At 52.8% G+C, this 24,544-nt stretch carries 23 protein-coding genes and 1 other annotated feature; of the genes, 6 read left to right on the top strand and 17 right to left on the bottom strand.

The genetic code is table 11. The features are described from left to right. The first annotated feature begins 15 nt into the window (after positions 1–15). Genes VSR74_RS01340 through fadK form a run of 3 tightly spaced genes read left to right on the top strand, consistent with a single transcriptional unit; the run spans position 16 to position 3,284 of the window. The gene (locus VSR74_RS01340) at positions 16–1,305 is read left to right on the top strand and encodes an FAD-dependent oxidoreductase (RefSeq protein ID WP_347793025.1); all 1,290 of its coding nucleotides are present in this window, start codon (positions 16–18) and stop codon (positions 1,303–1,305) included. Further along, positions 1,302–1,595 carry a ferredoxin family protein gene (locus VSR74_RS01335; protein ID WP_347793024.1) on the top strand — a complete coding sequence of 98 codons (294 nt, stop codon included), beginning with the start codon at positions 1,302–1,304 and terminating at the stop codon, positions 1,593–1,595. Before VSR74_RS01340 ends, VSR74_RS01335 begins: the two co-directional genes overlap by 4 nt. Positions 1,596–1,649: 54 nt before the next feature. Continuing rightward, complete coding sequence (gene fadK / locus VSR74_RS01330) at positions 1,650–3,284, top strand: medium-chain fatty-acid--CoA ligase (protein ID WP_347793023.1); 1,635 nt, start codon at positions 1,650–1,652, stop codon at positions 3,282–3,284. Positions 3,285–3,329: 45 nt separating this feature from the next. Here fadK and VSR74_RS01325 read toward each other — a convergent pair whose 3' ends face one another. Both VSR74_RS01325 and ppsA read right to left on the bottom strand, forming a co-directional pair. Next, positions 3,330–5,699: a glycoside hydrolase family 3 N-terminal domain-containing protein gene (locus tag VSR74_RS01325; RefSeq protein WP_347793022.1), complete on the bottom strand. Its 2,370-nt coding sequence runs from the start codon at positions 5,697–5,699 to the stop codon at positions 3,330–3,332. Between the two features lie 194 nt (positions 5,700–5,893). Continuing rightward, entirely contained in the window at positions 5,894–8,272 is a 2,379-nt protein-coding gene (ppsA, locus tag VSR74_RS01320) for a phosphoenolpyruvate synthase (RefSeq protein WP_347793021.1), read from the bottom strand. 340 nt (positions 8,273–8,612) lie between these two features. On the opposite strand from ppsA, the gene ppsR reads away from it, so the two are divergent. From ppsR to hemP, 3 genes are all read left to right on the top strand, one after another. Continuing rightward, entirely contained in the window at positions 8,613–9,446 is an 834-nt protein-coding gene (gene ppsR, locus VSR74_RS01315) for a posphoenolpyruvate synthetase regulatory kinase/phosphorylase PpsR (RefSeq protein WP_015964190.1), read from the top strand. Positions 9,447–9,600: 154 nt separating this feature from the next. Next, the gene (aroH, locus tag VSR74_RS01310) at positions 9,601–10,647 is read left to right on the top strand and encodes a 3-deoxy-7-phosphoheptulonate synthase AroH (protein ID WP_347793020.1); all 1,047 of its coding nucleotides are present in this window, start codon (positions 9,601–9,603) and stop codon (positions 10,645–10,647) included. Positions 10,648–10,786: 139 nt separating this feature from the next. Beyond that, complete coding sequence (gene hemP / locus VSR74_RS01305; protein WP_347793019.1) at positions 10,787–10,966, top strand: hemin uptake protein HemP; 180 nt, start codon at positions 10,787–10,789, stop codon at positions 10,964–10,966. A gap of 37 nt (positions 10,967–11,003) precedes the next feature. Here hemP and selO read toward each other — a convergent pair whose 3' ends face one another. The 15 genes from selO to VSR74_RS01230 all read right to left on the bottom strand — a co-directional run bounded on the left by selO (position 11,004) and on the right by VSR74_RS01230 (position 24,425). Further along, positions 11,004–12,446, bottom strand: coding sequence for a protein adenylyltransferase SelO (gene selO, locus VSR74_RS01300; protein ID WP_347793018.1), 1,443 nt, complete (start codon positions 12,444–12,446; stop codon positions 11,004–11,006). A gap of 61 nt (positions 12,447–12,507) precedes the next feature. Next, positions 12,508–13,221, bottom strand: a complete 714-nt coding sequence (locus VSR74_RS01295; protein ID WP_347793017.1) for an EAL domain-containing protein — start codon at positions 13,219–13,221, stop codon at positions 12,508–12,510. Between the two features lie 277 nt (positions 13,222–13,498). After that, positions 13,499–13,960: an NlpC/P60 family protein gene (locus tag VSR74_RS01290; RefSeq protein WP_347793016.1), complete on the bottom strand. Its 462-nt coding sequence runs from the start codon at positions 13,958–13,960 to the stop codon at positions 13,499–13,501. 119 nt (positions 13,961–14,079) lie between these two features. After that, positions 14,080–14,826: a vitamin B12 ABC transporter ATP-binding protein BtuD gene (btuD, locus tag VSR74_RS01285; RefSeq protein ID WP_347793015.1), complete on the bottom strand. Its 747-nt coding sequence runs from the start codon at positions 14,824–14,826 to the stop codon at positions 14,080–14,082. Positions 14,827–14,828: 2 nt separating this feature from the next. Continuing rightward, complete coding sequence (locus VSR74_RS01280; protein WP_347793014.1) at positions 14,829–15,377, bottom strand: glutathione peroxidase; 549 nt, start codon at positions 15,375–15,377, stop codon at positions 14,829–14,831. Positions 15,378–15,406: 29 nt separating this feature from the next. Continuing rightward, positions 15,407–16,387 (bottom strand): vitamin B12 ABC transporter permease BtuC, encoded by a 981-nt coding sequence (gene btuC / locus VSR74_RS01275; protein WP_347793013.1) that lies wholly within the window; start codon positions 16,385–16,387, stop codon positions 15,407–15,409. A gap of 100 nt (positions 16,388–16,487) precedes the next feature. Beyond that, the gene (gene ihfA / locus VSR74_RS01270) at positions 16,488–16,787 is read right to left on the bottom strand and encodes an integration host factor subunit alpha (protein WP_003030571.1); all 300 of its coding nucleotides are present in this window, start codon (positions 16,785–16,787) and stop codon (positions 16,488–16,490) included. Positions 16,788–16,791: 4 nt separating this feature from the next. Continuing rightward, the gene (pheT, locus tag VSR74_RS01265) at positions 16,792–19,179 is read right to left on the bottom strand and encodes a phenylalanine--tRNA ligase subunit beta (protein ID WP_347793012.1); all 2,388 of its coding nucleotides are present in this window, start codon (positions 19,177–19,179) and stop codon (positions 16,792–16,794) included. 15 nt (positions 19,180–19,194) lie between these two features. Continuing rightward, positions 19,195–20,178, bottom strand: coding sequence for a phenylalanine--tRNA ligase subunit alpha (gene pheS, locus VSR74_RS01260; RefSeq protein ID WP_108476850.1), 984 nt, complete (start codon positions 20,176–20,178; stop codon positions 19,195–19,197). Between the two features lie 64 nt (positions 20,179–20,242). Next, positions 20,243–20,367: a sequence feature (Phe leader region), on the bottom strand. Beyond that, the gene (gene pheM, locus VSR74_RS01255) at positions 20,318–20,362 is read right to left on the bottom strand and encodes a pheST operon leader peptide PheM (protein ID WP_001386830.1); all 45 of its coding nucleotides are present in this window, start codon (positions 20,360–20,362) and stop codon (positions 20,318–20,320) included. It overlaps the preceding feature by 45 nt. Before the next feature lie 116 nt (positions 20,368–20,483). After that, a complete protein-coding gene (gene rplT, locus VSR74_RS01250) occupies positions 20,484–20,840 on the bottom strand; it encodes a 50S ribosomal protein L20 (protein ID WP_000124850.1) in 357 nt (118 codons plus the stop codon). A 52-nt stretch (positions 20,841–20,892) separates the two neighbouring features. Then, on the bottom strand, positions 20,893–21,090 hold the full coding sequence (gene rpmI / locus VSR74_RS01245; RefSeq protein ID WP_001124225.1) for a 50S ribosomal protein L35: 198 nt from the start codon (positions 21,088–21,090) through the stop codon (positions 20,893–20,895). Between the two features lie 92 nt (positions 21,091–21,182). After that, positions 21,183–21,725, bottom strand: coding sequence for a translation initiation factor IF-3 (gene infC / locus VSR74_RS01240; protein ID WP_043000875.1), 543 nt, complete (start codon positions 21,723–21,725; stop codon positions 21,183–21,185). 3 nt (positions 21,726–21,728) lie between these two features. Beyond that, positions 21,729–23,657, bottom strand: a complete 1,929-nt coding sequence (gene thrS / locus VSR74_RS01235) for a threonine--tRNA ligase (RefSeq protein ID WP_347793011.1) — start codon at positions 23,655–23,657, stop codon at positions 21,729–21,731. Positions 23,658–24,188: 531 nt separating this feature from the next. Then, positions 24,189–24,425 carry a YdgH/BhsA/McbA family protein gene (locus VSR74_RS01230; protein WP_347793010.1) on the bottom strand — a complete coding sequence of 79 codons (237 nt, stop codon included), beginning with the start codon at positions 24,423–24,425 and terminating at the stop codon, positions 24,189–24,191. Positions 24,426–24,544: the final 119 nt, after the last annotated feature.

The following is a 24,544-nucleotide window of genomic DNA, read 5'->3' as shown; positions in this document are numbered from 1 at the left end:
GAAGGGAGAATAAATATGTCGGATGAGAAATTTGATGCCATCGTGGTAGGCGCCGGCGTCGCGGGTTCGGTGGCGGCTTATGTGATGGCGAAAGCGGGGCTGGATGTTCTGGTCATTGAGCGTGGCAATCAAGCAGGCAGCAAAAATATGACCGGGGGACGTTTGTACGCCCATAGCCTCGAAAATATTATGCCCGGTTTTGCGCAACATGCTCCCCTTGAGCGCAAAGTTACCCGTGAAAAGATCGCCTTTATGACCGACGACAGCGCGGTCACACTCGATTTTCATCGCCAAAGACCGGACTCACCCGCGCAGGATTGCTGGACAGTGCTACGCAACCGCTTCGACCCCTGGCTAATGGCGCAGGCAGAAGAGGCTGGCGCGCAGTTTATTCCCGGCGTTCGCGTTGATGCATTGATTCAGGAAGGCGGCCAGGTCTGCGGTGTACAGGCCGGGGATGATGTGCTTGAAGCCAACGTGGTCATTCTGGCGGATGGCGTCAATTCCTTGTTAGGCCGTTCGCTTGGTATGGTGCCGACCCCATCGCCACATCACTACGCCGTTGGCGTGAAAGAGGTGATCGCCCTCTCTGCGGCTCAAATCGAAGATCGCTTCAATCTCAACGAAAATGAGGGGGCGGCCTGGTTGTTCGCAGGTTCACCTTCGAATGGTCTGATGGGCGGCGGCTTTCTTTATACCAACCAGGACTCCGTCTCGCTTGGGCTGGCATGCGGGCTGGGCGATATGGCCCATGCGAAAAAGAGCGTACCGCAGATGCTGGAAGATTTTAAACAGCATCCTGATATTCGCCCTCTTATCAAGGGAGGAAAACTGCTCGAATATTCGGCGCATATGGTGCCTGAGGGCGGAATGGCGATGGTGCCGCAACTCTTTGGCAATGGAGTGATGATTGTCGGCGATGCCGCCGGTTTTTGCCTGAACCTCGGCTATACGGTGCGCGGGATGGACTTAGCTATCGCGTCTGCCGAAGCGGCGGCCAACACGGCAATTGCCGCAAAAGCGCAGCAGGACTTCTCTTCGGGCACATTGTCAGCATACAAAAGCGCGCTGGAACAGGGCTGCGTTATCCGCGATATGCAGCATTTTCGCAAACTACCTGCGCTGATGGAAAATCCGCGCCTGTTCAGCCAGTACCCGCAGATGCTGGCGGACATCATGAACGATATGTTTACCATTGACGGCCGCGCTAATCAGCCAGTTCGCAAAATGGTGATGTCACACATGAAAAAAATCGGCCTGATGAATTTACTGAAAGACGGCATCAAGGGAGCGACAGCATTATGAGCCAGGAGAATCGCGTTAACGTCGACGTCAAGCTGGGCGTCAATAAATTTCATGTCGATGAAGGCAACCCGCATATTGTTCTCGCCAATCATCCAGACGCAACCGAGTTTCGGAAGCTGTTGAACGCCTGCCCCGCCGGGCTCTACAAGCAGGATGAGGCTGGCAACATCCATTTTGATTCCGCGGGTTGTCTCGAGTGCGGAACCTGCCGGGTACTGTGCGGCGAAACCATCCTCGAAAAATGGAACTATCCGGCGGGTACCTTTGGCGTCGATTTCCGTTACGGCTGACGAACAGTCAACAAAGAGGAGATAGCATCGTTTGTATTGAGTGAGAATAAACTAATGAGTATCACACTGCAGTTTAATGCCAGCCGCCGACAAAAGTACCGCGAGCTTGGCTTTTGGGGCGACGCCTCACTGGGCGACTACTGGCGGCAAACTTCGCTGGCCGTGCCGGATAAAATCGCCGTGGTGGATAATCACGGCGCGTCCTGGACATACGCAGCACTGGATCGCGCGGCCGGGAGCCTGGCGAGCTGGCTACTGCAAAACGGCGTTCAGCCTGGCGATCGGGTGGCATTTCAGTTGCCAGGCTGGTGCGAGTTTACCCTTATCTATATCGCCTGCCTGAAGATCGGCGCGGTTTGCGTACCGCTGCTCCCTGCGTGGCGAGAAGCGGAACTGGTATGGGTGCTGAACAAATGTCAGGCAAAGATTTTCTTCGCGCCAACCCTGTTTAAGCAAACTCGCCCGGTCGAGCTTATCCTTCCCCTGCAAAATCAGTTGCCCCATCTGCGGCAGATTGTCGGCGTCGATAAGCTCGCCCCGGCAACCACCTCGCTCGCGCTGAGCCAGATCCTCGCCGAACACGCGCCGCTTGCCAGCACAGCCAACGTCCATGGCGATGAGCTGGCTGCCGTTTTGTTTACCTCCGGCACGGAAGGCATGCCAAAGGGCGTCATGCTTACCCACAATAATATCCTCGCCAGCGAACGCGCCTACTGCGCGCGCCTCAACCTGAGCTGGCAGGATGTGTTTTTAATGCCTGCGCCGCTGGGCCACGCCACCGGTTTTTTGCATGGCGTGACTGCCCCGTTTCTGATTGGCGCACGCAGTGTACTGCTGGATGTGTTTACGCCAACCGCCTGCCTCGCCCTGCTTGAACAACAACACTGCACCTGCATGCCTGGCGCAACACCCTTTGTCTATGACCTGCTCTGCGCCCTCGAAAAACAACCGGCAGACCTCTCCTCCCTGCGTTTTTTTCTGTGCGGTGGCACCACCATTCCGAAGACGGTGGCTCACGGCTGCCAGCAACGGGGTATCCGCTTACTCAGCGTGTACGGCTCGACGGAGAGTTCACCCCATGCGTTGGTCAATCTTGATGATTCAATTTCCCGGATGATGAATACAGACGGGTATGCCGCCGAAGGAGTGGAAATCAAGGTCGTGGATAACGCGAGGAATACACTTCCGCCAGGTGAGGAAGGTGAAGAAGCTTCACGCGGGCCCAATGTCTTTATGGGCTACCTTGATGAGCCGGAACTCACCGCCAAAGCGCTGGATGACGAAGGCTGGTACTACAGCGGCGATCTCTGCCGCATGGATGAAGCGGGCTATATTAAAATTACCGGGCGCAGAAAAGATATTATCGTGCGCGGCGGGGAGAATATCAGCAGTCGGGAGGTGGAAGATATTCTCTTGCAACATCCTAAAATTCACGACGCCTGCGTCGTTGCCATGCCGGATGAGCGTTTAGGCGAGCGATCCTGCGCCTATGTTGTGCTCAAACCTGCGTTCGACACGCTACTGCTCGACGAGATTGTCACCTTTTTTAGCCGTAAACGGGTGGCAAAATATAAATATCCGGAACACGTAGTCATTGTGGATGCGTTACCACGTACCGCCTCCGGCAAAGTACAAAAATTCCAGCTTCGCCAGGATATCGTACAACGGAGGAGTCAGTACAAGGCGTAAAAAACCGGCAGCGCAAAACACACGTTTTGCCTGCCGTTTTTTTGCTTACTTCACATCACACCGGCTCATCATGTTCCATTTCTCCGGCAGCACCCGCGCCTCACCCGTCACCCGCACCGTAACCGCTCCCTGAATGTCCGCTGACGAGCGCCCTACCTGGAACTCAAACTCCCCAGGTTCAACAAGGCGTTGACCATCGAAACCGGTAAAGTTGAGCATATCCACCGGCACCGTAAAGGTCAGCACAGCCTCAGCGCCAGGATCCAGTTCAATACGCTGGAACGCTTTCAGTTCCTGAAGCGGACGTACCATTGAGGCGAGTTTATCGTGAACATAAACCTGTACGACATCGCTGCCGCGGCGCTCGCCCTGGTTTTTGACAGTCACGCGCAGCACGACATTGCCGCAAATATCGACTTCCGATGCCAGCAGCGTCGGTGCGCCATATTCAAACGTAGTCCAGCTCTGACCATAGCCAAACGGATAGCGCGCACCAAAATGGAAGGCAAAAGGCGTACCGCCGCTTTTCAGTTTGTGGTTGTAGTAAAACGGCATCGCACCTGCGCTTTTGGGAACGCTCACCACCAACCTGCCCTGCGGTTCTGCACGCCCGGTCAGCACGTCAGCAATCGCCCAGCCGCCCTCCTGACCGGGAGCCCACGCCAGCATAAATGCAGCCACTTTTGACTCCAGCCCTTGCAGGCTGTATGGACGGCCGCCGGTCATGACCACAATGACGGGTTTACCCGTCGCCACCAGCGCTTCCAGCAGTTGCTGCTGTACGCCTGGCAGATTCAGGCTATCGGTGTCAGAACCTTCTCCTACCGTACCGCTCTGGAACAGCCCGGCCAGATCGCCCACACAGGCAATCACCACCTCGCTTTCCTGCGCCACCTTCACGGCATCATTGATAAGCGAGGTATCGGGAGAGACGGGTGACGACTGTATCGGCTTACCAGAACTATCGCCAGGGAACACCGGCGCGCCCGCCAGACGCTCTTTGATGATATGACAACCTTTGGCATAGCGGATGTTTTCCTCTCCCAGATAAGTGCGTAGTGCCGCAAGCGGCGTCGTAACCTGGGATGTATTGTCAACCATGTCGCTGATAATCAGGTGTACCGGGAAACTGTAACCACTCAACAGCGCCAGGGGATCGTCCGCCGTCGGCCCTATCAGCGCCACGCGAGGTTTGCCCGACAGCGGTAAAATACCGCTGTTTTCCAGTAAGGTGATGGAACGGGTTGCGACATCTCTGGCCACCTGCCGTGTGGCTGGCGACTGGAGGGCGATCCCCTTTTCGTCCGTGTACGGGTGCTCAAACAGGCCAAGACGAAATTTCTCCGTCAGAACGCGCGAGACGATTTCATCCACTTTCGCCATCGTGATGAGACCACGCTCCAGCGCCTGCGCCAGATGACGCGCGCAATCATCTTTTGGCAGCTCGACATCCAGACCGGCATTGAAGGCCAGCGCCGCAGAGTGCGTAGCATCCGCACTTACGCCATGATGCTGATGCAGCAGGCTTACACCGCCGTAGTCCGCCACCACAATGCCATCAAACCCCCAGCGTTCCCGCAGCAAAGTGGTCAGCAGGAATGCATCACTGTGCCCCGGTTGATTATCAATATCGTGATACGCGGGCATCACCGAACCCGCATTCGCCAGTTTCACCGCCATTTCGAACGGCAACAGGAAGGTATCGTTGAGTTCGCGAAAGCCCAGGTGCACCGGCGCATGGTTGCGCGCGCCTTCACTGAAAGAGTGCCCGACATAGTGTTTGAGCGTCGCCAGCACATCGCGTTTTTCGCCTTGCAGCCCGTCAACATAGGCACAGGCCATCACCCCCACCAGCCAGGGATCTTCACCAAACGTCTCTTCAGTACGTCCCCAGCGCACGTCGCGCGACACATCCAGCACCGGCGCCAGCCCCTGCTTACAGCCCGTTGAGCGCGCTTCTTCGCCTATCTGCTGCGCGGCGCGTTTAACCAGCTCAGGATCCCAGGTAGAACCGTAATTCAGCGACGAGGGGAACAACGTGGCATCTTTGCACAATAAACCGACCAGACACTCTTCGTGGAACAGCGCAGGAATGCCAAGGCGCGTCTCTTCCATCAACATTTTTTGCAGCCGATTCGCCGCCCTGACGCCCGTTTTCGCATCAACAATATGCGTACCCAGCGGGCGAGTGATTTGCCCGACGCCCAGGGTTAATCGCTCTGCCAGTGACGCCTGTTCGCTGACGCCCGCAAATTCATCGCTCATGTCACTTCTTTCCCGATGTTGCCCATCTTCAGACAGCACCAGCCAGTACGCATGCATCTGGGCAAATTTCTCTTCCGGAGTCATACGGGCAAGTAAATCGGTCACGCGCTCGTTTATCGGGCGCTGAGGATCTTTATAAATCGGGGTCATGGCTTTCTCCTGGACAGGTTGAATAAAACCAGTATTCAGAAGAGGTATGGCGACAACAATTGTCTAATTTCGCAGGAGATTTATGTTTTTTCGTTTTTTTATCGGAGTGTGATCGGTCGCAAATAAGGAGAGTCTGATACAACAAATTTAAGAAAGCCCCCGGAATTGACATGCCGGGGGGCTTATTTAGAGGATTACTTGTTTAATTCCGCAAGGCTCAACCAGGTTTGCACCACGGTATCCGGATTCAGAGAGAGGCTATCGATGCCCTCTTCCATCAGCCAGGCAGCGAAGTCTTCATGATCCGAAGGCCCCTGACCGCAAATGCCCACGTACTTGCCCTGTTTCTTCGCGGCACGGATAGCCATCGACAACAGCGCTTTGACTGCGTCATTACGCTCATCGAAAAGCTCTGACACGACGCCGGAGTCGCGGTCAAGGCCCAGCGCCAGTTGTGTCATGTCGTTGGAACCGATAGAGAAACCATCGAAATGTTCGAGGAACTGCTCAGCTAACAGCGCGTTAGACGGGATCTCGCACATCATGATGATCTTCAGACCGTTCTCACCGCGTTTGAGCCCCTGGCGCGCCAGTTCATCCACCACCGCTTTCGCCTGGTCGACGGTACGCACAAATGGGATCATGATTTCCACGTTCGTCAGGCCCATTTCGTTACGCACGCGTTTCACTGCTTCGCACTCCAGCGCGAAGCAGTCGCGGAAACTTTCGGAAACGTAACGACCCGCTCCACGGAAGCCCAGCATCGGGTTCTCTTCGTGCGGTTCATAGCGCTCACCACCGACGAGGTTGGCATATTCATTTGATTTAAAATCGGACAGACGCACAATCACCCTTTTCGGGTAGAACGCCGCGCCCAGCGTCGCGATCCCTTCCGTCAGACGACCCACGTAAAACTCTCTCGGTGAGTCAAAGCCTTTCATCATCTCACGGATTTCGTTCTGCAGCGCGGGCTCCTGGTCATCGAACTCCAGCAGTGCGCGTGGGTGAACGCCAATCATCCGGTTGATAATAAATTCCAGACGCGCGAGGCCAACACCTTCATTCGGCAGACAAGCGAAGTCAAAGGCGCGATCCGGATTACCGACGTTCATCATGATCTTCAGCGGCATATCCGGCATGGTATCGACGCTGGAACTCTTCACGCTAAAGTCGAGCAGATCTGCATAGACATAACCGGTATCGCCTTCCGCACAGGAGACGGTGACGCTCTCATCGTCTTTCATGCGTTCAGTCGCATCGCCACAGCCCACCACCGCAGGGATCCCCAGTTCACGCGCGATAATCGCCGCGTGGCAAGTCCTTCCGCCGCGGTTAGTCACAATCGCCGCCGCTTTTTTCATGATCGGTTCCCAGTCCGGGTCGGTCATGTCAGTCACCAGCACGTCGCCTGGCTGAATGCGGTTCATCTCGCTAATATCATGGATAACTTTCACGCTACCCGCGCCAATGCGATGGCCGATCGCGCGACCTTCAGCGATGATTTTACCCTGCGAATGCAGCGTGTAACGCTCCATGACCTGGCCGCGTGAACGTACAGTTTCCGGGCGGGCCTGCACGATAAATAGCTTGCCGGTATGACCATCTTTGGCCCACTCGATATCCATCGGGCGACCATAGTGTTTTTCAATCTGGACGGCCTGTTTTGCCAGCTCCTGCACTTCCTCGTTGGTCAACGAGAAAATATCGCGCTGTGCCTGCGGGACATCTTCAATTTTAACCTGCTTGCCGTGCTCCTGCGTCGGGGCGTAGACCATGCGGATTTTTTTGGAACCCATGGTACGGCGCACAATCGACGGGCGATTGGCCGCCAGCGTCGGTTTATGGACGTAAAATTCGTCCGGGTTCACCGCGCCCTGCACCACCATTTCACCCAGGCCCCAGGCCGAAGTGATAAATACCACCTGGTCGAAACCAGATTCGGTGTCGATAGAGAACATCACCCCGGAAGAGGCAAGATCGGAGCGCACCATCCGTTGAACGCCCGCCGAGAGCGCAACACCGCGATGGTCGTACCCCTGGTGGACACGGTAGGAGATCGCGCGGTCGTTAAACAGCGATGCAAAGACGTGCTTCACTGCAACCAGTACCGCATCATAGCCCTGTACGTTGAGGAAGGTTTCCTGCTGACCGGCGAAGGAGGCATCCGGCATATCTTCCGCCGTTGCTGAAGAACGCACAGCAAAAGAGGCGTCTGCGTCATCCGCAGAGAGTTGGTTGTACGCGTCACGAATAGCCGTTTCCAGTTCGCCCTGGAAAGGTGTGTCGATGATCCACTGGCGGATCTGCGCACCGGCTTTCGCCAGCGCGGTCACATCATCAATATCTGTCTGATCCAACAGTTGATAAATGCGCTGATTCACGCCGCTTTGGTCGAGGAATTGATTAAACGCATCGGCAGTGGTTGCAAATCCGTTGGGAACCGAAACCCCCAGATCGGACAGGTTTGTAATCATTTCACCCAGGGAGGCATTTTTGCCCCCAACTCTGTCTACATCATTCATGCCGAGTTGGTTATACCAAAGCACCAGCGTTGACGAGCCATTGTTGGTCATCGAGACAATCCTTTTTTGATTAAAAAAGCAGTGATTAAGAAACTACTGACTACTCAAATTATCCTGGCATATTTAAACAGCCAAAAAAAACGGTGAATCGTTCAAGCAAATTAATTTTTTCGTTTTTAGGATTGATACCAGAAACGATATAACCCGCTGATTCTGCGGGAAAGGCGTAATAATCAGCGGCATAATCTGTCTATTTTGAAAAATGAACCGGACTTTTCATAAAAAATAAAAATAGCGTTCCACTTTCACAAATCAGACAAATGCGGTGGGGTTTTCTGCGAATTTAATTTATGCTTTCAGACAATTAACCTCACTTTTCTGGATTGTTGAAATGGAAAATGCAGTCGATCGGCAGGTTTTTTATATTTCTGATGGTACCGCCATCACCGCGGAAGTGCTGGGCCACGCTGTGATGTCACAGTTTCCGGTGGTGATCAACAGCATCACCCTGCCGTTTATTGAAAGTGAAAGCCGCGCCCGGGCCGTAAAAGATCAGATCGACGCGATTTATCAGCAAACCGGCGTTCGCCCGCTGGTGTTCTACTCCATTGTCATTCCGGAAATTCGCGACATCATTTTGCAATGTGAAGGATTTTGTCAGGACATCGTGCAGGCGCTGGTCGCTCCGCTTCAGGAAGAACTTAAACTCGACCCAACGCCGGTTGCGCATCGCACCCACGGGCTTAATCCGGGTAATCTACTGAAATATGATGCCCGTATTGCCGCGATTGATTACACCCTGGCCCATGATGACGGTATTTCGCTACGCAATCTCGATCAGGCGCAGGTTATTTTGCTTGGCGTTTCTCGCTGTGGAAAAACCCCTACCAGCCTCTATCTGGCGATGCAGTTCGGTATCCGCGCCGCTAACTACCCGTTTATCGCCGATGATATGGATAACCTCATCCTTCCGGCATCGCTCAAGCCACTGCAACACAAACTGTTCGGCCTGACGATTAATCCTGAGCGCCTGGCGGCAATCCGCGAAGAGCGCAGGGAAAATAGCCGCTACGCTTCGATGCGCCAATGCCGAATGGAAGTGGCGGAAGTGGAAGCGCTGTATCGCAAAAATCAAATTCCATGGATTAACAGTACTAACTATTCCGTTGAAGAAATTGCCACCAAAATCATGGACATTATGGGATTAAGCCGCAGAATGTACTAATGAACTAGTACAATACGATAAATTTGTTTATCATAGCGCCGTGAATGAATGCACATGACGCCCCGCTCTTGAAATCAGCCGGGATTGGTTTATCGTGATGTGCATCACTTCCCGGCGTTTTGTCTGGTGAAGAAACAAATTTCTGAGATCCCTAATGAATAAGACCGATGAATTGCGTACCGCTCGTATTGAGAGCCTCGTTACGCCTGCTGAATTAGCTCAGCGCTACCCCATCTCCCCGGATGTTGCCGGAAACGTCACCGCCTCTCGTCAGCGAATTGAAAAGATCCTTAACGGTGAAGACCGTCGTCTGCTGGTGATTGTCGGGCCCTGCTCTATTCACGATCTCGACGCGGCGCTGGACTACGCCCGCCGCCTGCAAATCATGCGTGAAAAACACCAGGGTCAGCTTGAGATCGTCATGCGTACCTATTTTGAAAAACCGCGTACCGTTGTTGGCTGGAAGGGGCTTATCTCCGATCCTGACCTGAATGGCAGCTACCGGGTGAACCATGGCATTGAACTGGCGCGCAAACTGCTGTTGCAGGTGAACACGATGGGTGTGCCGACCGCCACTGAATTTCTCGATATGGTGACCGGTCAGTTTATCGCCGACCTGATTAGCTGGGGCGCCATTGGCGCGCGTACAACCGAAAGCCAGATCCACCGTGAAATGGCCTCAGCGCTCTCCTGCCCGGTCGGCTTTAAAAATGGCACCGATGGCAACACGCGTATCGCGGTGGATGCCATCCGCGCAGCACGTGCCAGCCATATGTTCCTGTCGCCGGATAAAAATGGCCAAATGACAATCTACCAGACCAGCGGTAACCCCTACGGGCACATCATCATGCGCGGAGGTAAAAAACCGAACTATCATGCCGAAGATATCGCCGCAGCCTGCGATACGCTGCATCAGTTCGATCTGCCGGAACATCTGGTAGTGGATTTCAGCCACGGTAATTGTCAAAAACAGCACCGCCGCCAGCTCGATGTTTGTGATGATATCTGCCAGCAAATCCGCAACGGCTCTACTGCTATTGCCGGTGTCATGGCTGAAAGCTTCCTGCGTGAAGGTACCCAAAAAATTGTTGCCGATCAGCCGCTCACCTATGGCCAGTCGATTACCGATCCGTGTCTGAGTTGGGAAGACACAGAGCTACTGCTGGAAAAACTCGCCGCCGCTGTTGCCACGCGTCTGTAATACGCTCTTCCCCAGCGCACCCGCGGTGGGGAAGTTTTCTCCTCTCTGTTTAACATTTCCCTAAATAAGTGTTGCGTCATTTTTATCATTATTGATAATAGTTATCATTGTTGTTTTTATTAGTGTTATTTTGATGATTATGGACGATAACGCAGAGCAAACGACCGCTAAAGATAATACCCCTCGCCCACAGAAACATGACCGACGGATAAGGAGTGACGCGTTGTTAGGCCACGAAGGCCGGGTGGTTATTGAACATGAGGGACAGAACTACCTGTTGCGCCAGACGCAGGCGGGAAAGCTGATTTTGACGAAGTAACGCCGCCCGACAATGCGGGCAGCGCCGGTGGCAAACGTTAGCTGGAACAACTCACTTCCAGACGTTTGCCCCAGTCAGGCGGACGCTGACCGTAGTCATCGTCCCGGTCAATCCACGGGTTGCGCAACGCTTCGTGCAAGCGATGCAGCTCCTGATAATCGCCCTTCTCTGCGCTATCAATTGCCCGCTGCGCCAGCCAGTTGCGTAAAACGATTGCCGGGTTCACCTGCTTCATCGCCCGCTGACGCACCGCATCCTCGACATTTTCGCGCTGTAAGCGTTCGCGATAGCCCGTAAACCAGGTATCAAAAGCCTCTCTGTCAATGAACTCATCGCGCAGTGCAGACGCCGCGCTCAACTGTTCCGTTTCACTCAGCATGCGGAAGGTTCGCGTATAGTCACTGCCCTCTCTCGCCATCAGCGCAAACAGCGCGTTCAGGAGATCGTTGTCACCCACTTCTTCGCTAAACAGCCCCAGTTTCCGCCGCATCCGTAAACCATATTCGCTAAACAGTGCAAGCTGATAACCATCCAGCGCATCATTAAGGGTGTCTACATCGATAAACCCGGAAAGCGACTGTGCCAGACGTTGCAGATTCCACAGCCCGACAGCAGGCTGATTTTCAAAGCTATAGCGCCCCTGGTAGTCAGAATGGTTGCAGATAAAACCGGGTTGATAATCATCCAGAAAGCCAAATGGCCCGTAGTCGATAGTCAATCCGAGGATAGACATGTTATCGGTATTCATCACCCCATGGGCAAAGCCTACCGTCTGCCAGCGGGCGATCATCAGTCCTGTGCGCGCCACAACATCGCGGAACCAGCGGGTATAGCGATCTGGCTCCTGTTGCAGATGCGGCCAGTGGTGGCGAATAACAAAATCAGCCAGTTGCTGCACCTTGTCCATCTCTCGACGATAATAGAAATGTTCAAAATGGCCAAAACGGACGTGACTTTGCGCAATGCGCATCAGCATTGCGCCCTGCTCTATGGTCTCGCGCTGAACAGGGGTGTCGCTGGTGACAATAGAGAGCGCCCGGGTTGTCGGAATACCGAGATAATGCATGGCTTCCGAAGCCAGTGCTTCGCGGATCGTTGAACGCAGAACAGCGCGCCCGTCGCCCATTCGCGAATATGGCGTTAAACCGGCGCCTTTCAGATGCCAGTCCAGCGAGCGGCCATCAGCCAGTTGCTGTTCGCCGAGTAAAATACCGCGACCATCGCCAAGTTGCCCCGCCCAGACACCAAACTGGTGCCCACTATAAACCTGCGCCAGCGGTGCCATTCCGGGGAGGAGCGTTTCACCGCCCCAAACGCCCGCGCCGTATTCAGGGGTAAAGAGTGATTCCGCGAGCCCCAGTTCCCGGGCAAGCGGCGCGTTATGCCACACCAGGCGCGCATTCTGCAACGGTGTCGGGTTCAGTTCACTGAAAAATCCTGGCAACTCATCACGCCAGCGGGTATTAAAAGACAGGTTCATAGATCCTCCTGCCTATAGTGTATGAGTTAATGCCGGTTTAAACACCCGGCAATCAGCAGGGTTATCCCTGTACCAGCGTCAACAATGATGATTCTGCAACGGCTGGCCAAAGGTCGCCAAACATCGCACTAAAACCAAATGGCAATACGCGCTGACGCGTCGCGTCATCGTTGATGCCGGCAATCATAATGCTCTGACAATAGGGCTGGACTTGGGTGGTGATCGCACGAATAAAAGGTTCAAAAGAGGCGGAGGCCAGTTGCCGCTGTACAAACTGTCGGTCAAGAATAACGCCCTTAAACAAGCCTGCAAAAACCGCGCGTGTGGATGTTTCGCCCGAGCCAAAATTCGATAACACCAGCGGAAATATCTGCGCGAGATGTACCAACGGATGCTTTTCATCAGGCTGATTAAGGCCAGGAAAACGCTCAGCCGCCACCAGCTCGATAAAGGAGAACCGTGTGACTTCTGCGGCAAGAGAGGGGTCGGTGAGTAATGCATGGGTAATGGCAGGTGTAATGGCCACCCAGGCCGTCACCTGGTGTTGAATAAAAAATAACTGGCAGGTATTCAGCAACGCCAGCTTTTCCCTGAACAGGGTCAATTCCTCATCGGGGGAGAGTCGCGGTAAGATCAAACTGGTGGGAATGCGCACAGCGTTTTCTACACCAATAAAATGCACAATGACTTTCAAACCAATCAGTTTGCCACCGGCATTTCGGGCAGGTAAAAACAGCAGCTCTGAACGCCATGCACGGTCAAGGGATACAATCATTGCGACAGCCCTTCTCGATAAGCCATTTCAAGGGTCCTGAAGTCACAAAACAATAAATTTGAATTGATTGATTTTAGTCGGATTGCTTTCATTTCCGTTTTATTTTCGCATTCCCTCGCTGGAATGTAATGATTGTAATCGAAAATCACAGATTAATACAATCTATGACGAAGTTACGCAATAATTGTTAACGAAAACAATAATGAGTCGTACTGTGTTTTAAATAGCATTAATTAAAATACGAATGAGGGCCGTAATGCCCTCATTCATTTGCTTTTTAAATCCTTCGCGCCTGCCAGAATTTTTTCCGCCAGTAAACGTTATCAAGCGACGAACGGGTCACGCCCTGACTGGTCGATGCATGGATAAACTGGTTATCCGTATCGTAGATCCCCACGTGAAGACCGCTATCGCCTGACCCGGTTTTAAAGAACACCAGGTCGCCGGGCAGGAGATCGTCTTTATCAATTTCACTGCCGATTTTCGCCTGCTGGCGCGTCTCGCGCGGCAACTGCATTTCAAATTTATCGCGGAAAGTGGTGACAACAAAACCAGAGCAATCAATACCGCGGCGATTCATACCGCCGTAACGATAAGGTGTACCATGCCAGTTGCGCAGTTGATCATTTAAACTGGCAATAACAGTAATGGAATCCGACAACCTGGGGTTGGGCGGCGGCGCGTGATGACTACATCCAGCCAAAAATAAAGCCGCTATAAAAATAATCCAGAAACGCATATCCGGCGAATCCTCTGTTTTTTAATTTTCCGATAATTTAGCCCGGTTACTTATTCTCTGGCAAGTAAGCAGTGATACTTAATGTTTCGCTATTGTCGCCAGGCTTTCCTCGCGGAATCTTACCCCGCAACCAGCATCTGGTGACCGTCAATCTCCAGTCGCTGAAAAGAAATATTATAGGCGCTAAAGAGTGATGATGGCGTTAACACGTCATCCTTTGTACCGCTGGCGATTAACCGCCCCTTGCACAGAAGCCAGACGCTGTCGGCGTGGCGCAAAGTATGATTGAGATCGTGGCTGCTCATCACCACACTAACGCCCTGATTACGGAGTTCATCAAGCAGACGATCAAGCGCCGCCTGTTGTGCGACGTCCAGGCTGTTCATTGGCTCATCCAGCAGTAATAGTTGCCCGTGAGGATTTCCGGCTGGATGAATTTGCAGGATCACCGCAGCAAGCCGCACACGCTGCCACTCGCCTCCGGAGAGTTGATTAACATTACGCCCCAGTTTATCTACCAGGCCTAATGCCTCTGTAACCTGCAAACTCAGGGCATGGTCGGTTTTATTGTGCTGATGCAACAGGAGAAAGTGCCAGACCGGCATCGCGAACGGCGGCGTCTGATGCTGGGAAAGCCAGGCGCGATGCTGCGCCAGTTCCAGCGCGCTCCACTCACCCAACGGCTTGTTGTTGAGTGTTATGACCCCCTTCCCCGAACTCAGCCCCGCCATACGGGCCAGTAACGTGCTCTTACCCGCGCCATTCGGCCCAACGAGGTGGATTATCTCACCCACCTCAACCCCGGCGCTGAATTGCTGTAAACGGGTGCCTTCGTCGACATTTTGCAGTTGCATCAGCAAAGTCATTGCTATACCAACGCTTTGTTAATCGCTTTGATTAATGTGGGATCTTCCGGCGTCATATCCGGCGAGAAGCGTGCAATTACATGCCCATCACGCCCAACAAGGAACTTCTCAAAATTCCACAGAATATCGCCTTCCTGAACAGGTGCGCGCCCTTTGCTGGCCATCTTGTCATAAAATTCACTGCCTTCAGGAGCAATGGCTTTGGGGGCTACGCGCGTTAAAGTTTGGTATAGCGGGTGACGCCCTTCGCCGTTAACGTCAATTTTGCTAAACATCGGGAAGGTAATGCCGTAAGTCGTGCTACAAAACGTTTTAATCTCCGCTTCGCTGCCAGGCTCCTGCCCCAGAAACTGATTACACGGGAAACCCAGCACGGCAAAGCCCTCGCTTTCCAGCGACGTTTGCAGGTTTTCGAGCTGTTCGTACTGTGGCGTTAGCCCACATTTCGATGCCACATTCACAATCAACAGAACGTTCCCTCTGAAACGTTCAAGGGTCGTTTTCTCGCCATCAATCGTTGTCACTTCAATGTTCAGTATCGAATTTTCCATAATATCCTCATTAGCATATGTCCTGAACGTCAGCGCCCAGAACGCAATAATAGCCAGATAAAGACGGGGGCTCCCGTGGTCGCCGTCACAACACCGATAGGAAGTTCCGCCGCAGAAAGCGCCAGCCGGGCGATGATATCCGCCACCAGCAGGATGCACCCGCCAGCCAATGCGCAGGCGGGCAACAGCACCCGGTGATCGGTCAGGCCGCACAAGCGTAAAATATGTGGCACAACGAGGCCGACAAAACCTATCGCGCCCGCCAGCGCCACGCTAACCCCCACCAGCCACCCTGTGGCTATTACCAGAAGCTTGCGCCACAACCAGACCGGTACGCCTAGCTGTCGGGCTGAGTTCTCGCCAAGCGCCAGTAGATTGAGCGGTTGAGATTGCAGGCAGATCCAGATAATCACCGGAATGAGTCCGAGCATCAGCCAGCTCTGCTGCCAGTCGACGCCGCCGAATCCTCCCATCATCCAGTACATCAACTGGCGCAGGTCAAAGGACGTCGAAAAATAGACCGCCCAGGTCATGATTGCGCTACAGATAATACCCAGCGCAACTCCGGCTAATAATAGCTTACTGGTTGAAAGATGACGTCTGGCAAAACGCATCAGAACGAAGGTGACCAGTAAGGCCCCAACGATAGCCGAAAGCCCTAGCGCCCAGCCGGGCAGCATACCCTGGCCTAACATGACGGCAGCAATAAGGCCGACGCCTGCGCCGTTAGAGACGCCAAGAAGTCCTGGTTCAGCAAGCGGGTTCTCAAACAGGGCCTGCATCACCGCCCCGGAAAGCGCAAGCGCGGCACCGACCAACAGGACAGCGACCGTGCGCGGCAGGCGAATCTGCCAGATAAAGAGCTTGCCGCTGGCGCTAAACCAGTTGTCAGGGGAGATCCATCGGTCGCCGGCGCACAGGCTGATTGTCAACGCTATGAAGAGCGCCAGCGCCAGCAGTATCAGCCAGCGCCGGTTGCGCCGCTGCTGAAGATTCAGGTAATCCAGCATAGTAATCCGTGTACCAGCGAGAGAGGTGTTTGATTTTACGGTGGTTAAGCGAGCCAGAAAAGAAAAAAGGCCGCATAGCGGCCTTTTTAGTTAGTTCAGATTACTCTTCTTTGGGCGTCGCGTTTTCGACACGGCTTTTTAACTTCTGGCCGGGTCTGAAGGTCACCACGCGCCTGGCTGTAATGGGAATATCTTCGCCCGTTTTCGGGTTACGGCCCGGGCGTTGATTTTTGTCTCGCAGGTCAAAATTACCAAAACCGGAAAGTTTAACCTGTTCGCCATTCTCCAGAGCGCGACGGATCTCTTCAAAAAACAGCTCAACCAGCTCTTTGGCATCTCGCTTGCTAAGCCCAAGCTTATCAAACAGATATTCTGACATTTCAGCTTTTGTAAGCGCCATAGGTTCAATCCCTCAATGATGCCTGGAATCGCTCTTTTAATGCCTCTACACACTTGGCAACGGTAGTGGCAATATCCTCTTCTTCAAGTGTACGGCTGGTATCCTGAAGGATCAGGCTGATAGCGAGGCTCTTATACCCCTCCGCAACACCCTTACCACGGTACACGTCAAACAAGTTTACGCCAACTATCTGATTTACGCCAACTTTCTTACACTCGGCCAAAATATCCGCTGCCGGTACGTTTTCTGCCACCACAACCGCGATATCGCGACGGTTTGCCGGGAAGCGAGAAATCTCCTGCGCCTGAGGAACCACGCGGTCTGCGAGCTTGTTCCACTCCAGTTCGAATACCAGTGTGCGACCGTTGAGATCCAGTTTACGTTCCAGTTCCGGGTGAACAACCCCAATGAAACCAATGCGTTCACCTTTCAGATAAATCGCCGCGGATTGGCCCGGATGCAGTGCCGGATTGGCTTCAGCTTTAAACTGAATATCAGACAGTTTACCGGTCAAATCGAGAACAGCTTCGAGATCGCCTTTTAAATCATAGAAATCAACGGTCTCTTTTGCCAGGTTCCAGTGCTCTTCATAGCGGTTACCGCAAATCACGCCGCCCAGCATCGTGTCCTGACGAATACCCAGCGGTGCCTGGGTATCAGGCACAAAGCGCAGACCGGTTTCGAAGATACGCACACGGCTCTGCTGGCGGTTCTGGTTATACACTACCGTTGCCAGCAGACCGCTCCACAGAGAAAGACGCATCGCAGACATGTCACTGGATATTGGGTTCGGCAGGATCAGCGCTTCTTCACCAGGATGAATGAGTTGCTGAATTTTCGGGTCAACGAAGCTATAGGTGATCACTTCCTGGTAGCCTTTGTCATTCAGCATGGTTTTCACGCGTTTGAGCGACAGATTGGCTTCTTTATGGCTACCCATAACCAGACCAGCCTGCACAGGCTCGTTCGGGATATTGTCATAGCCAAACAGACGCGCAACTTCTTCTACCAGATCTTCTTCGATTGAAATGTCGAAACGCCAGCTCGGCGCAACGGCCTGCCACTGGTCGTTACCAACGGTCACTTCACAGCCCAGACGCTGGAGAATATCCGTCACCACGTCATCGGCAATATGATGGCCAATCAGGCGATCCAGTTTGCTGCGACGCAGGGTGATGGTCGCACGTTTCGGCAGCGTGGATTCGTTGCTGACATCGATAACCGGGCCCGCTTCGCCGCCGCAGATATCGATCAGCAGACGGGTGGCACGTTCGAGGGCTTTGTACTGCAGCGCCGGGTCGACACCACGCTCATAGCGGTGAGAGGCATCCGTGTGCAGGCCATGACGACGCGCGCGGCCAGTGATAGAGAGCGGGCTGAAGAATGCACACTCCAGCAGGACGTTTTGCGTTTCGCCGTTCACGCCAGAGTGTTCACCACCAAAGATGCCGCCCATTGCCAGCGCTTTGTTATGGTCGGCAATGACCAGCGTGTCGGCGTTCAGTTTGGCTTCGCTACCGTCGAGCAGAACCAGCGTTTCGCCCTCTTTCGCCATGCGCACCACGATACCGCCTTCGATACGATCTTTATCGAACGCATGCATCGGCTGGCCCAGTTCAAGCAGCACATAGTTGGTGACGTCAACCACTGCATCGATAGAACGAATACCGCAACGACGCAGTTTTTCTTTCATCCACAGCGGCGTCGGCGCTTTGACGTTGATGCCTTTCACTACGCGACCCAGATAGCGCGGGCAGGCGTCGGCGGCTTCGACGGTAATGGGCAGAGTGTCGTTGATGGTCGCGGCAACCGGCACGATTTCCGGCTCAACCAGCGGCAACTTGTTCAGTACGGCCACATCGCGGGCCACACCGATGATACCGAGGCAGTCGGCGCGGTTCGGCGTCACGCTAATTTCGATAGTGTTGTCATCAAGTTTCAGGTATTCGCGGATATCGGTGCCGATCGGCGCATCTGCCGGCAGTTCGATAATACCGCTATGGTCATCGGAGATACCCAGCTCGGAGAATGAGCACAGCATCCCTTCGGACGGCTCACCGCGCAGTTTGGCGGCTTTAATTTTGAAATCGCCCGGCAGTACCGCGCCGATGGTAGCAACAGCCACACGCAGACCCTGACGGCAGTTTGGCGCGCCGCAGACGATATCAAGCAGGCGTTCGCCGCCCACATTCACTTTTGTTACGCGCAGTTTGTCGGCGTTCGGGTGCTGACCGCACTCAACCACTTCGCCCACAACCACACCGTTGAAGGTGCCCGCTACCGGCTCAACACCGTCAACTTCCAGGCCTGCCATAGTGATTTGACCGGACAGCGCTTCGCTATCGATGGCCGGGTTAACCCATTCGCGTAACCACAGTTCACTGAATTTCATTGTTTTGCCCTGCCCTTATTTAAACTGTTTGAGGAAACGCAGATCGTTTTCGAAGAATGCACGTAAATCCGTCACGCCATATCGCAGCATGGTCAGACGCTCCATACCCATACCAAAGGCGAAACCAGAGTAAACTTCCGGGTCAATGCCGACATTGCGCAGCACGTTCGGGTGCACCATGCCGCAGCCCAGCACTTCCAGCCACTTGCCGTTTTTACCCATTACATCAACTTCTGCGGACGGTTCGGTGAACGGGAAGTAGGACGGACGGAAACGAATCTGCAGATCTTCTTCAAAGAAGTTGCGCAGGAAGTCATGCAGCGTGCCTTTCAGATTGGTGAAGCTGATGTTTTTGTCAACAATCAGGCCTTCCATCTGATGGAACATCGGGGTATGCGTTTGGTCGTAGTCATTACGATAAACGCGGCCCGGCGCGATAATACGGATAGGCGGTTCCTGATCTTTCATGGTGCGGATCTGTACGCCGGAGGTCTGGGTACGCAGCAGACGGGTAGCGTCAAACCAGAAAGTGTCGTGGTCAGCGCGCGCCGGGTGATGTCCTGGAATATTCAGCGCATCGAAGTTGTGGTAATCATCTTCGATTTCCGGGCCGGTCGCCACGGTAAAGCCGAGCTCACCGAAGAAACTTTCAATACGATCGATAGTGCGAGTCACCGGGTGCAGGCCGCCGTTCTCGATACGACGCCCAGGCAGAGAGATGTCGATGGTTTCGGCTGCCAGACGCGCATTCAGTACCGCACTTTCCAGTTCAGCTTTACGGGCGTTCATCGCCTGCTGAACCTGCTCTTTTGCTTCGTTAATGACCGCACCTGCTGCCGGGCGCTCTTCTGGCGGCAGATCACGCAGTGTTGTCATCTGAAGGGTCAGATGCCCTTTTTTGCCAAGGTACTCGACGCGAACGTTATCTAACGTGGCGACATCCGAGGCCTGGTTAATGGCTGCCTTCGCACTGGCAACCAGCTCTGCGAGATGTGACATGGTTTTCCTCATTGTGTCGGTGAAGACACTGGTTCGTTGGACTTAACTTTTGTGTGCTGCACATACGAAAAAAGCCTCCACTGGGGAGGCTTTCAGGCGCTGTTTTTCGTTTCTTCTTTCACGCGCTAGCCTCCTGGTTTCAGGTGCTAAAGTAAAAAAAGAAGCGGAAAATAGCAGCATTCATGCTTGCGTTACCTTAATGGTAAAAACTGTAAGACGTTTATTGAAAGACTTACCACAATAAAAGTCAATGTTTTGATAGTGTTGAAACGAAAAGAGGGAGACAAGCTCCCTCTTCAACTGGCTTATGCCAGAGCTGCTTTCGCTTTTTCGACCAGAGCGGTGAACGCTACTTTGTCGAATACTGCGATATCAGCCAGGATCTTACGGTCGATTTCAACAGAGGCTTTTTTCAGGCCGTTGATGAATTTGCTGTAAGAAATACCGTTCTGACGTGCTGCAGCGTTGATACGTGCAATCCACAGTTGACGGAACTGACGCTTACGTTGACGACGGTCACGGTAAGCGTACTGACCTGCTTTGATAACAGCCTGGAAGGCAACGCGGTAAACGCGAGAACGCGCACCGTAGTAGCCTTTAGCTTGTTTCAAAATTTTCTTGTGACGTGCACGTGCAATTACACCACGTTTTACGCGAGCCATATGTGCTCTCCTGTATCTATTCTAATTAAAAAGTTAAAAAAACGTTAACGGCTTATGCGTACGGCAGGCACGCGATAACCAGGCCCAGATCGCCTTTGGAAACCATGGCTTTCGGACGCAGGTGACGTTTACGCTTGGTAGCTTTTTTGGTCAGAATGTGACGCAGGTTAGCGTGCTTGTGCTTAAAACCACCTTTACCGGTTTTTTTGAAGCGCTTAGCAGCACCGCGTACGGTCTTAATTTTTGGCATTTTAATAACTTCCACTTCGCATTGTTAATAAACAGAAACAAAGGCGAATCACCCTGTGAGCCGAGGCCCACAGGAATGATTACTTGATGGCCTTACTGTTTCTTCTTAGGAGCGAGCACCATGATCATCTGGCGGCCTTCGATCTTCGTAGGGAAGGATTCGACTACTGCCAGTTCACTCAGATCGTCACGGACGCGCGTCAGCACTTCCATACCAATCTGTTGGTGGGCCATCTCACGACCGCGGAAACGCAGTGTGATCTTGGCCTTATCGCCATCTTCCAGAAAGCGAATCAGGCTGCGGAGTTTTACCTGATAATCGCCATCGTCGGTACCAGGACGGAATTTAATTTCCTTAACCTGGATAACTTTTTGCTTTTTCTTCTGTTCCTTAGAAGACTTACTTTTTTCATAAAGGAACTTGCCGTAGTCCATGATACGACAAACTGGCGGTTCGGCGTTAGGGCTGATTTCAACTAAATCTACTCCAGCTTCTTCAGCCTTTTCGATTGCTTCTCTCAGACTCACAATCCCCAGTTGCTCACCTTCCAGACCAGTTAAGCGAACTTCCTGGGCGCGAATCTCGCCATTGATACGATTCGGACGTGCCGTTTGAACTCGTTTTCCGCCTTTAATACCTTATTCCTCCAGTTGTTGAAGACTGCGGCTGCGAATCTCTTGTTGCAGCTTTTCGATCACTTCATTTACGTCCAGGCTGCCCAAGTCTTTACCGCGGCGGGTGCGAACGGCCACTTTGCCTGCTTCCACCTCTTTATCACCACAGACCAACATATAAGGGACACGACGTAAAGTGTGCTCGCGGATTTTAAAGCCAATCTTCTCATTTCTCAAGTCCGCTTTTACACGAATGCCTGCATTTTGTAGTTTACGGGTCAATTCGTTAACATATTCAGACTGAGAATCAGTAATATTCATGACCACTACCTGCACTGGCGCAAGCCAGGTTGGGAAGAAGCCTGCAAACTCTTCGGTCAGGATGCCGATAAAGCGCTCCATAGAACCGAGAATCGCGCGGTGAATCATTACCGGTACCTTGCGTTCGTTGTCTTCGCCCACATAAGAGGCGCTCAAACGAGACGGCAAGGAGAAGTCTAGCTGTACAGTACCGCACTGCCATGCACGATCGAGGCAGTCATACAGGGTAAATTCAATTTTCGGACCGTAGAATGCGCCTTCACCCAGTTGATACTCAAACGGGATGTTGTTCTCTTCCAGCGCAACCGCTAAGTCCGCCTCAGCACGATCCCACATCTCGTCGCTACCGATACGTTTTTCCGGGCGAGTGGAGAGCTTGACGACGATCTTCTCGAAGCCAAAAGTGCTGTACATATCGTAGACCATACGAATACAGGCGTTCACTTCATCGCGGATTTGCTCTTCTGTACAGAAGATATGCGCATCATCCTGAGTGAAGCCACGTACACGCATCAGGCCATGCAGCGCGCCTGACGGCTCGTTACGATGGCAGCTACCAAATTCCGCCATACGCAGCGGCAGGTCGCGGTAGGATTTCAGACCCTGGTTGAAGATCTGAACGTGGCCTGGGCAGTTCATCGGTTTGATGCAATATTCACGGTTCTCAGAAGAGGTGGTGAACATCGCATCTTTGTAGTTATCCCAGTGGCCGGTTTTTTCCCACAGCACGCGGTCCATCATGAATGGGCCTTTCACTTCCTGGTACTGGTACTCTTTCAGTTTCGAACGCACGAACACTTCCAGTTCACGGAAGATAGTCCAGCCGTCGTTGTGCCAGAAGACCATACCCGGCGCTTCTTCCTGCATGTGGTACAGGTCAAGCTGCTTACCGATTTTACGGTGATCGCGTTTCGCTGCTTCTTCCAGACGTTGCAGATAGGCATTCAGCGCCTTTTTATCTGCCCACGCGGTACCGTAGATACGCTGCAACATTTTATTGTCGCTGTCACCACGCCAGTACGCGCCTGCTGTTTTCATCAGTTTGAAGTTATGGCAGAAACGCATATTCGGCACGTGCGGGCCACGGCACATGTCGACGTATTCTTCGTGATGATACAAGCCAGGCTTATCATCATGAGCGATGTTTTCATCAAGGATGGTGACTTTATAGGTTTCACCACGCTTCACAAAAGTCTCGCGGGCTTCATGCCAGCTCACTTTCTTCTTGATGACATCATAATTTTTCTCGGCGAGCTCGTGCATACGTTTTTCGAGCGCATCGATGTCTTCCTGGGTCAGGGTATGGTCAAGATCAACGTCATAGTAGAAACCGTTGTCGATAACCGGACCGATAGCCATTTTGGTGTTCGGCCAAAGTTGCTTAATAGCGTGGCCGAGCAGGTGCGCGCAGGAGTGACGAATGATCTCCAGCCCTTCCTCATTCTTTGCAGTAATCAGAGAGAGAGTCGCATCGTTTTCAATCACATCAGACGCATCGACCAGTTCACCATTAACGCGGCCAGCGATAGTGGCTTTAGCCAGCCCTGGACCGATATCCAGAGCCACATCCATTGGGCTTACTGCGTGGTCGTAATGGCGTTGGCTGCCATCAGGAAGAGTAATTACAGGCATGTTATGTCCTTATTTGCAGTGGTGCCCCACACGAAAGAGCACATACAAAACAATATAATGAAATTTATCAACAAGTTATGGACTGATTCCCGCTTCACTCTGCGAAATATGAGGCACCGATACGAGGTACAGACACCACCTACATCCGCCTGCTGATAACACCGCAAGCTAGTTTACACATCATTGTTGCGTGATTAAAGTCGCAATTACCCTTCCCTGCTTCTGATGCTGCTTTTACCTCCATCCCGGTACTGTGGGATGCGGGCGGGGACGAATTGTTGAAGAAGTAAGAGGAAAAATAGCGTAATGGCAACGCGATGATTTTAATACCAGGGTAAAAGAAACAAAAAGGCAGGATGACTATCGGCTTACCAGAACCGCAAAAATTATGCATTCGCTATTTCACAGACGATTCCGACAATTAATTTCAAATAGGCTAAAACGCAAAAACAGAAAAACCGGTACATCTCTACCCGGTTTTTTCTCACCACCCAACAATAAGAACCGCTTATTATTTACGGTGTAACACTATCAGGACCACTCACCCGCAACCAGGGTGTGTACATTGAAGGCATCATCCATTGAATGGCCAGTGGACTGGGAGCCAGGTGCGATGTTAGAGCCCGCTTCTACGTCGTGTGCGGAGGTAATACCGACGTGTTGGGTTGCAGGAATACTGGCAGAAGGCGTTGCAGGTTCAGCGGCAAATACACCGAATGAAAGTGCAGACAGCACAACTGCTGCTGTTGCGATGTTAATATTTTTCATATTGGTTATTCTCTGGTTTGATTATCACTTTTGGATCCGGACGTCATTTTTCGCCCTTGTTGATAGTGTAGATCCAGATCACACTTTTGACCAGCCCCATTATTTAGCTTTTCGTGTCA

The sequence above is a fragment of the Pseudocitrobacter cyperus genome (assembly GCF_039889165.1).
Classification (GTDB): domain Bacteria; phylum Pseudomonadota; class Gammaproteobacteria; order Enterobacterales; family Enterobacteriaceae; genus Pseudocitrobacter; species Pseudocitrobacter cyperus.
Note: the sequence above shows the minus strand (reverse complement) of the source record. Positions and strands in the feature narration are given on the sequence as shown.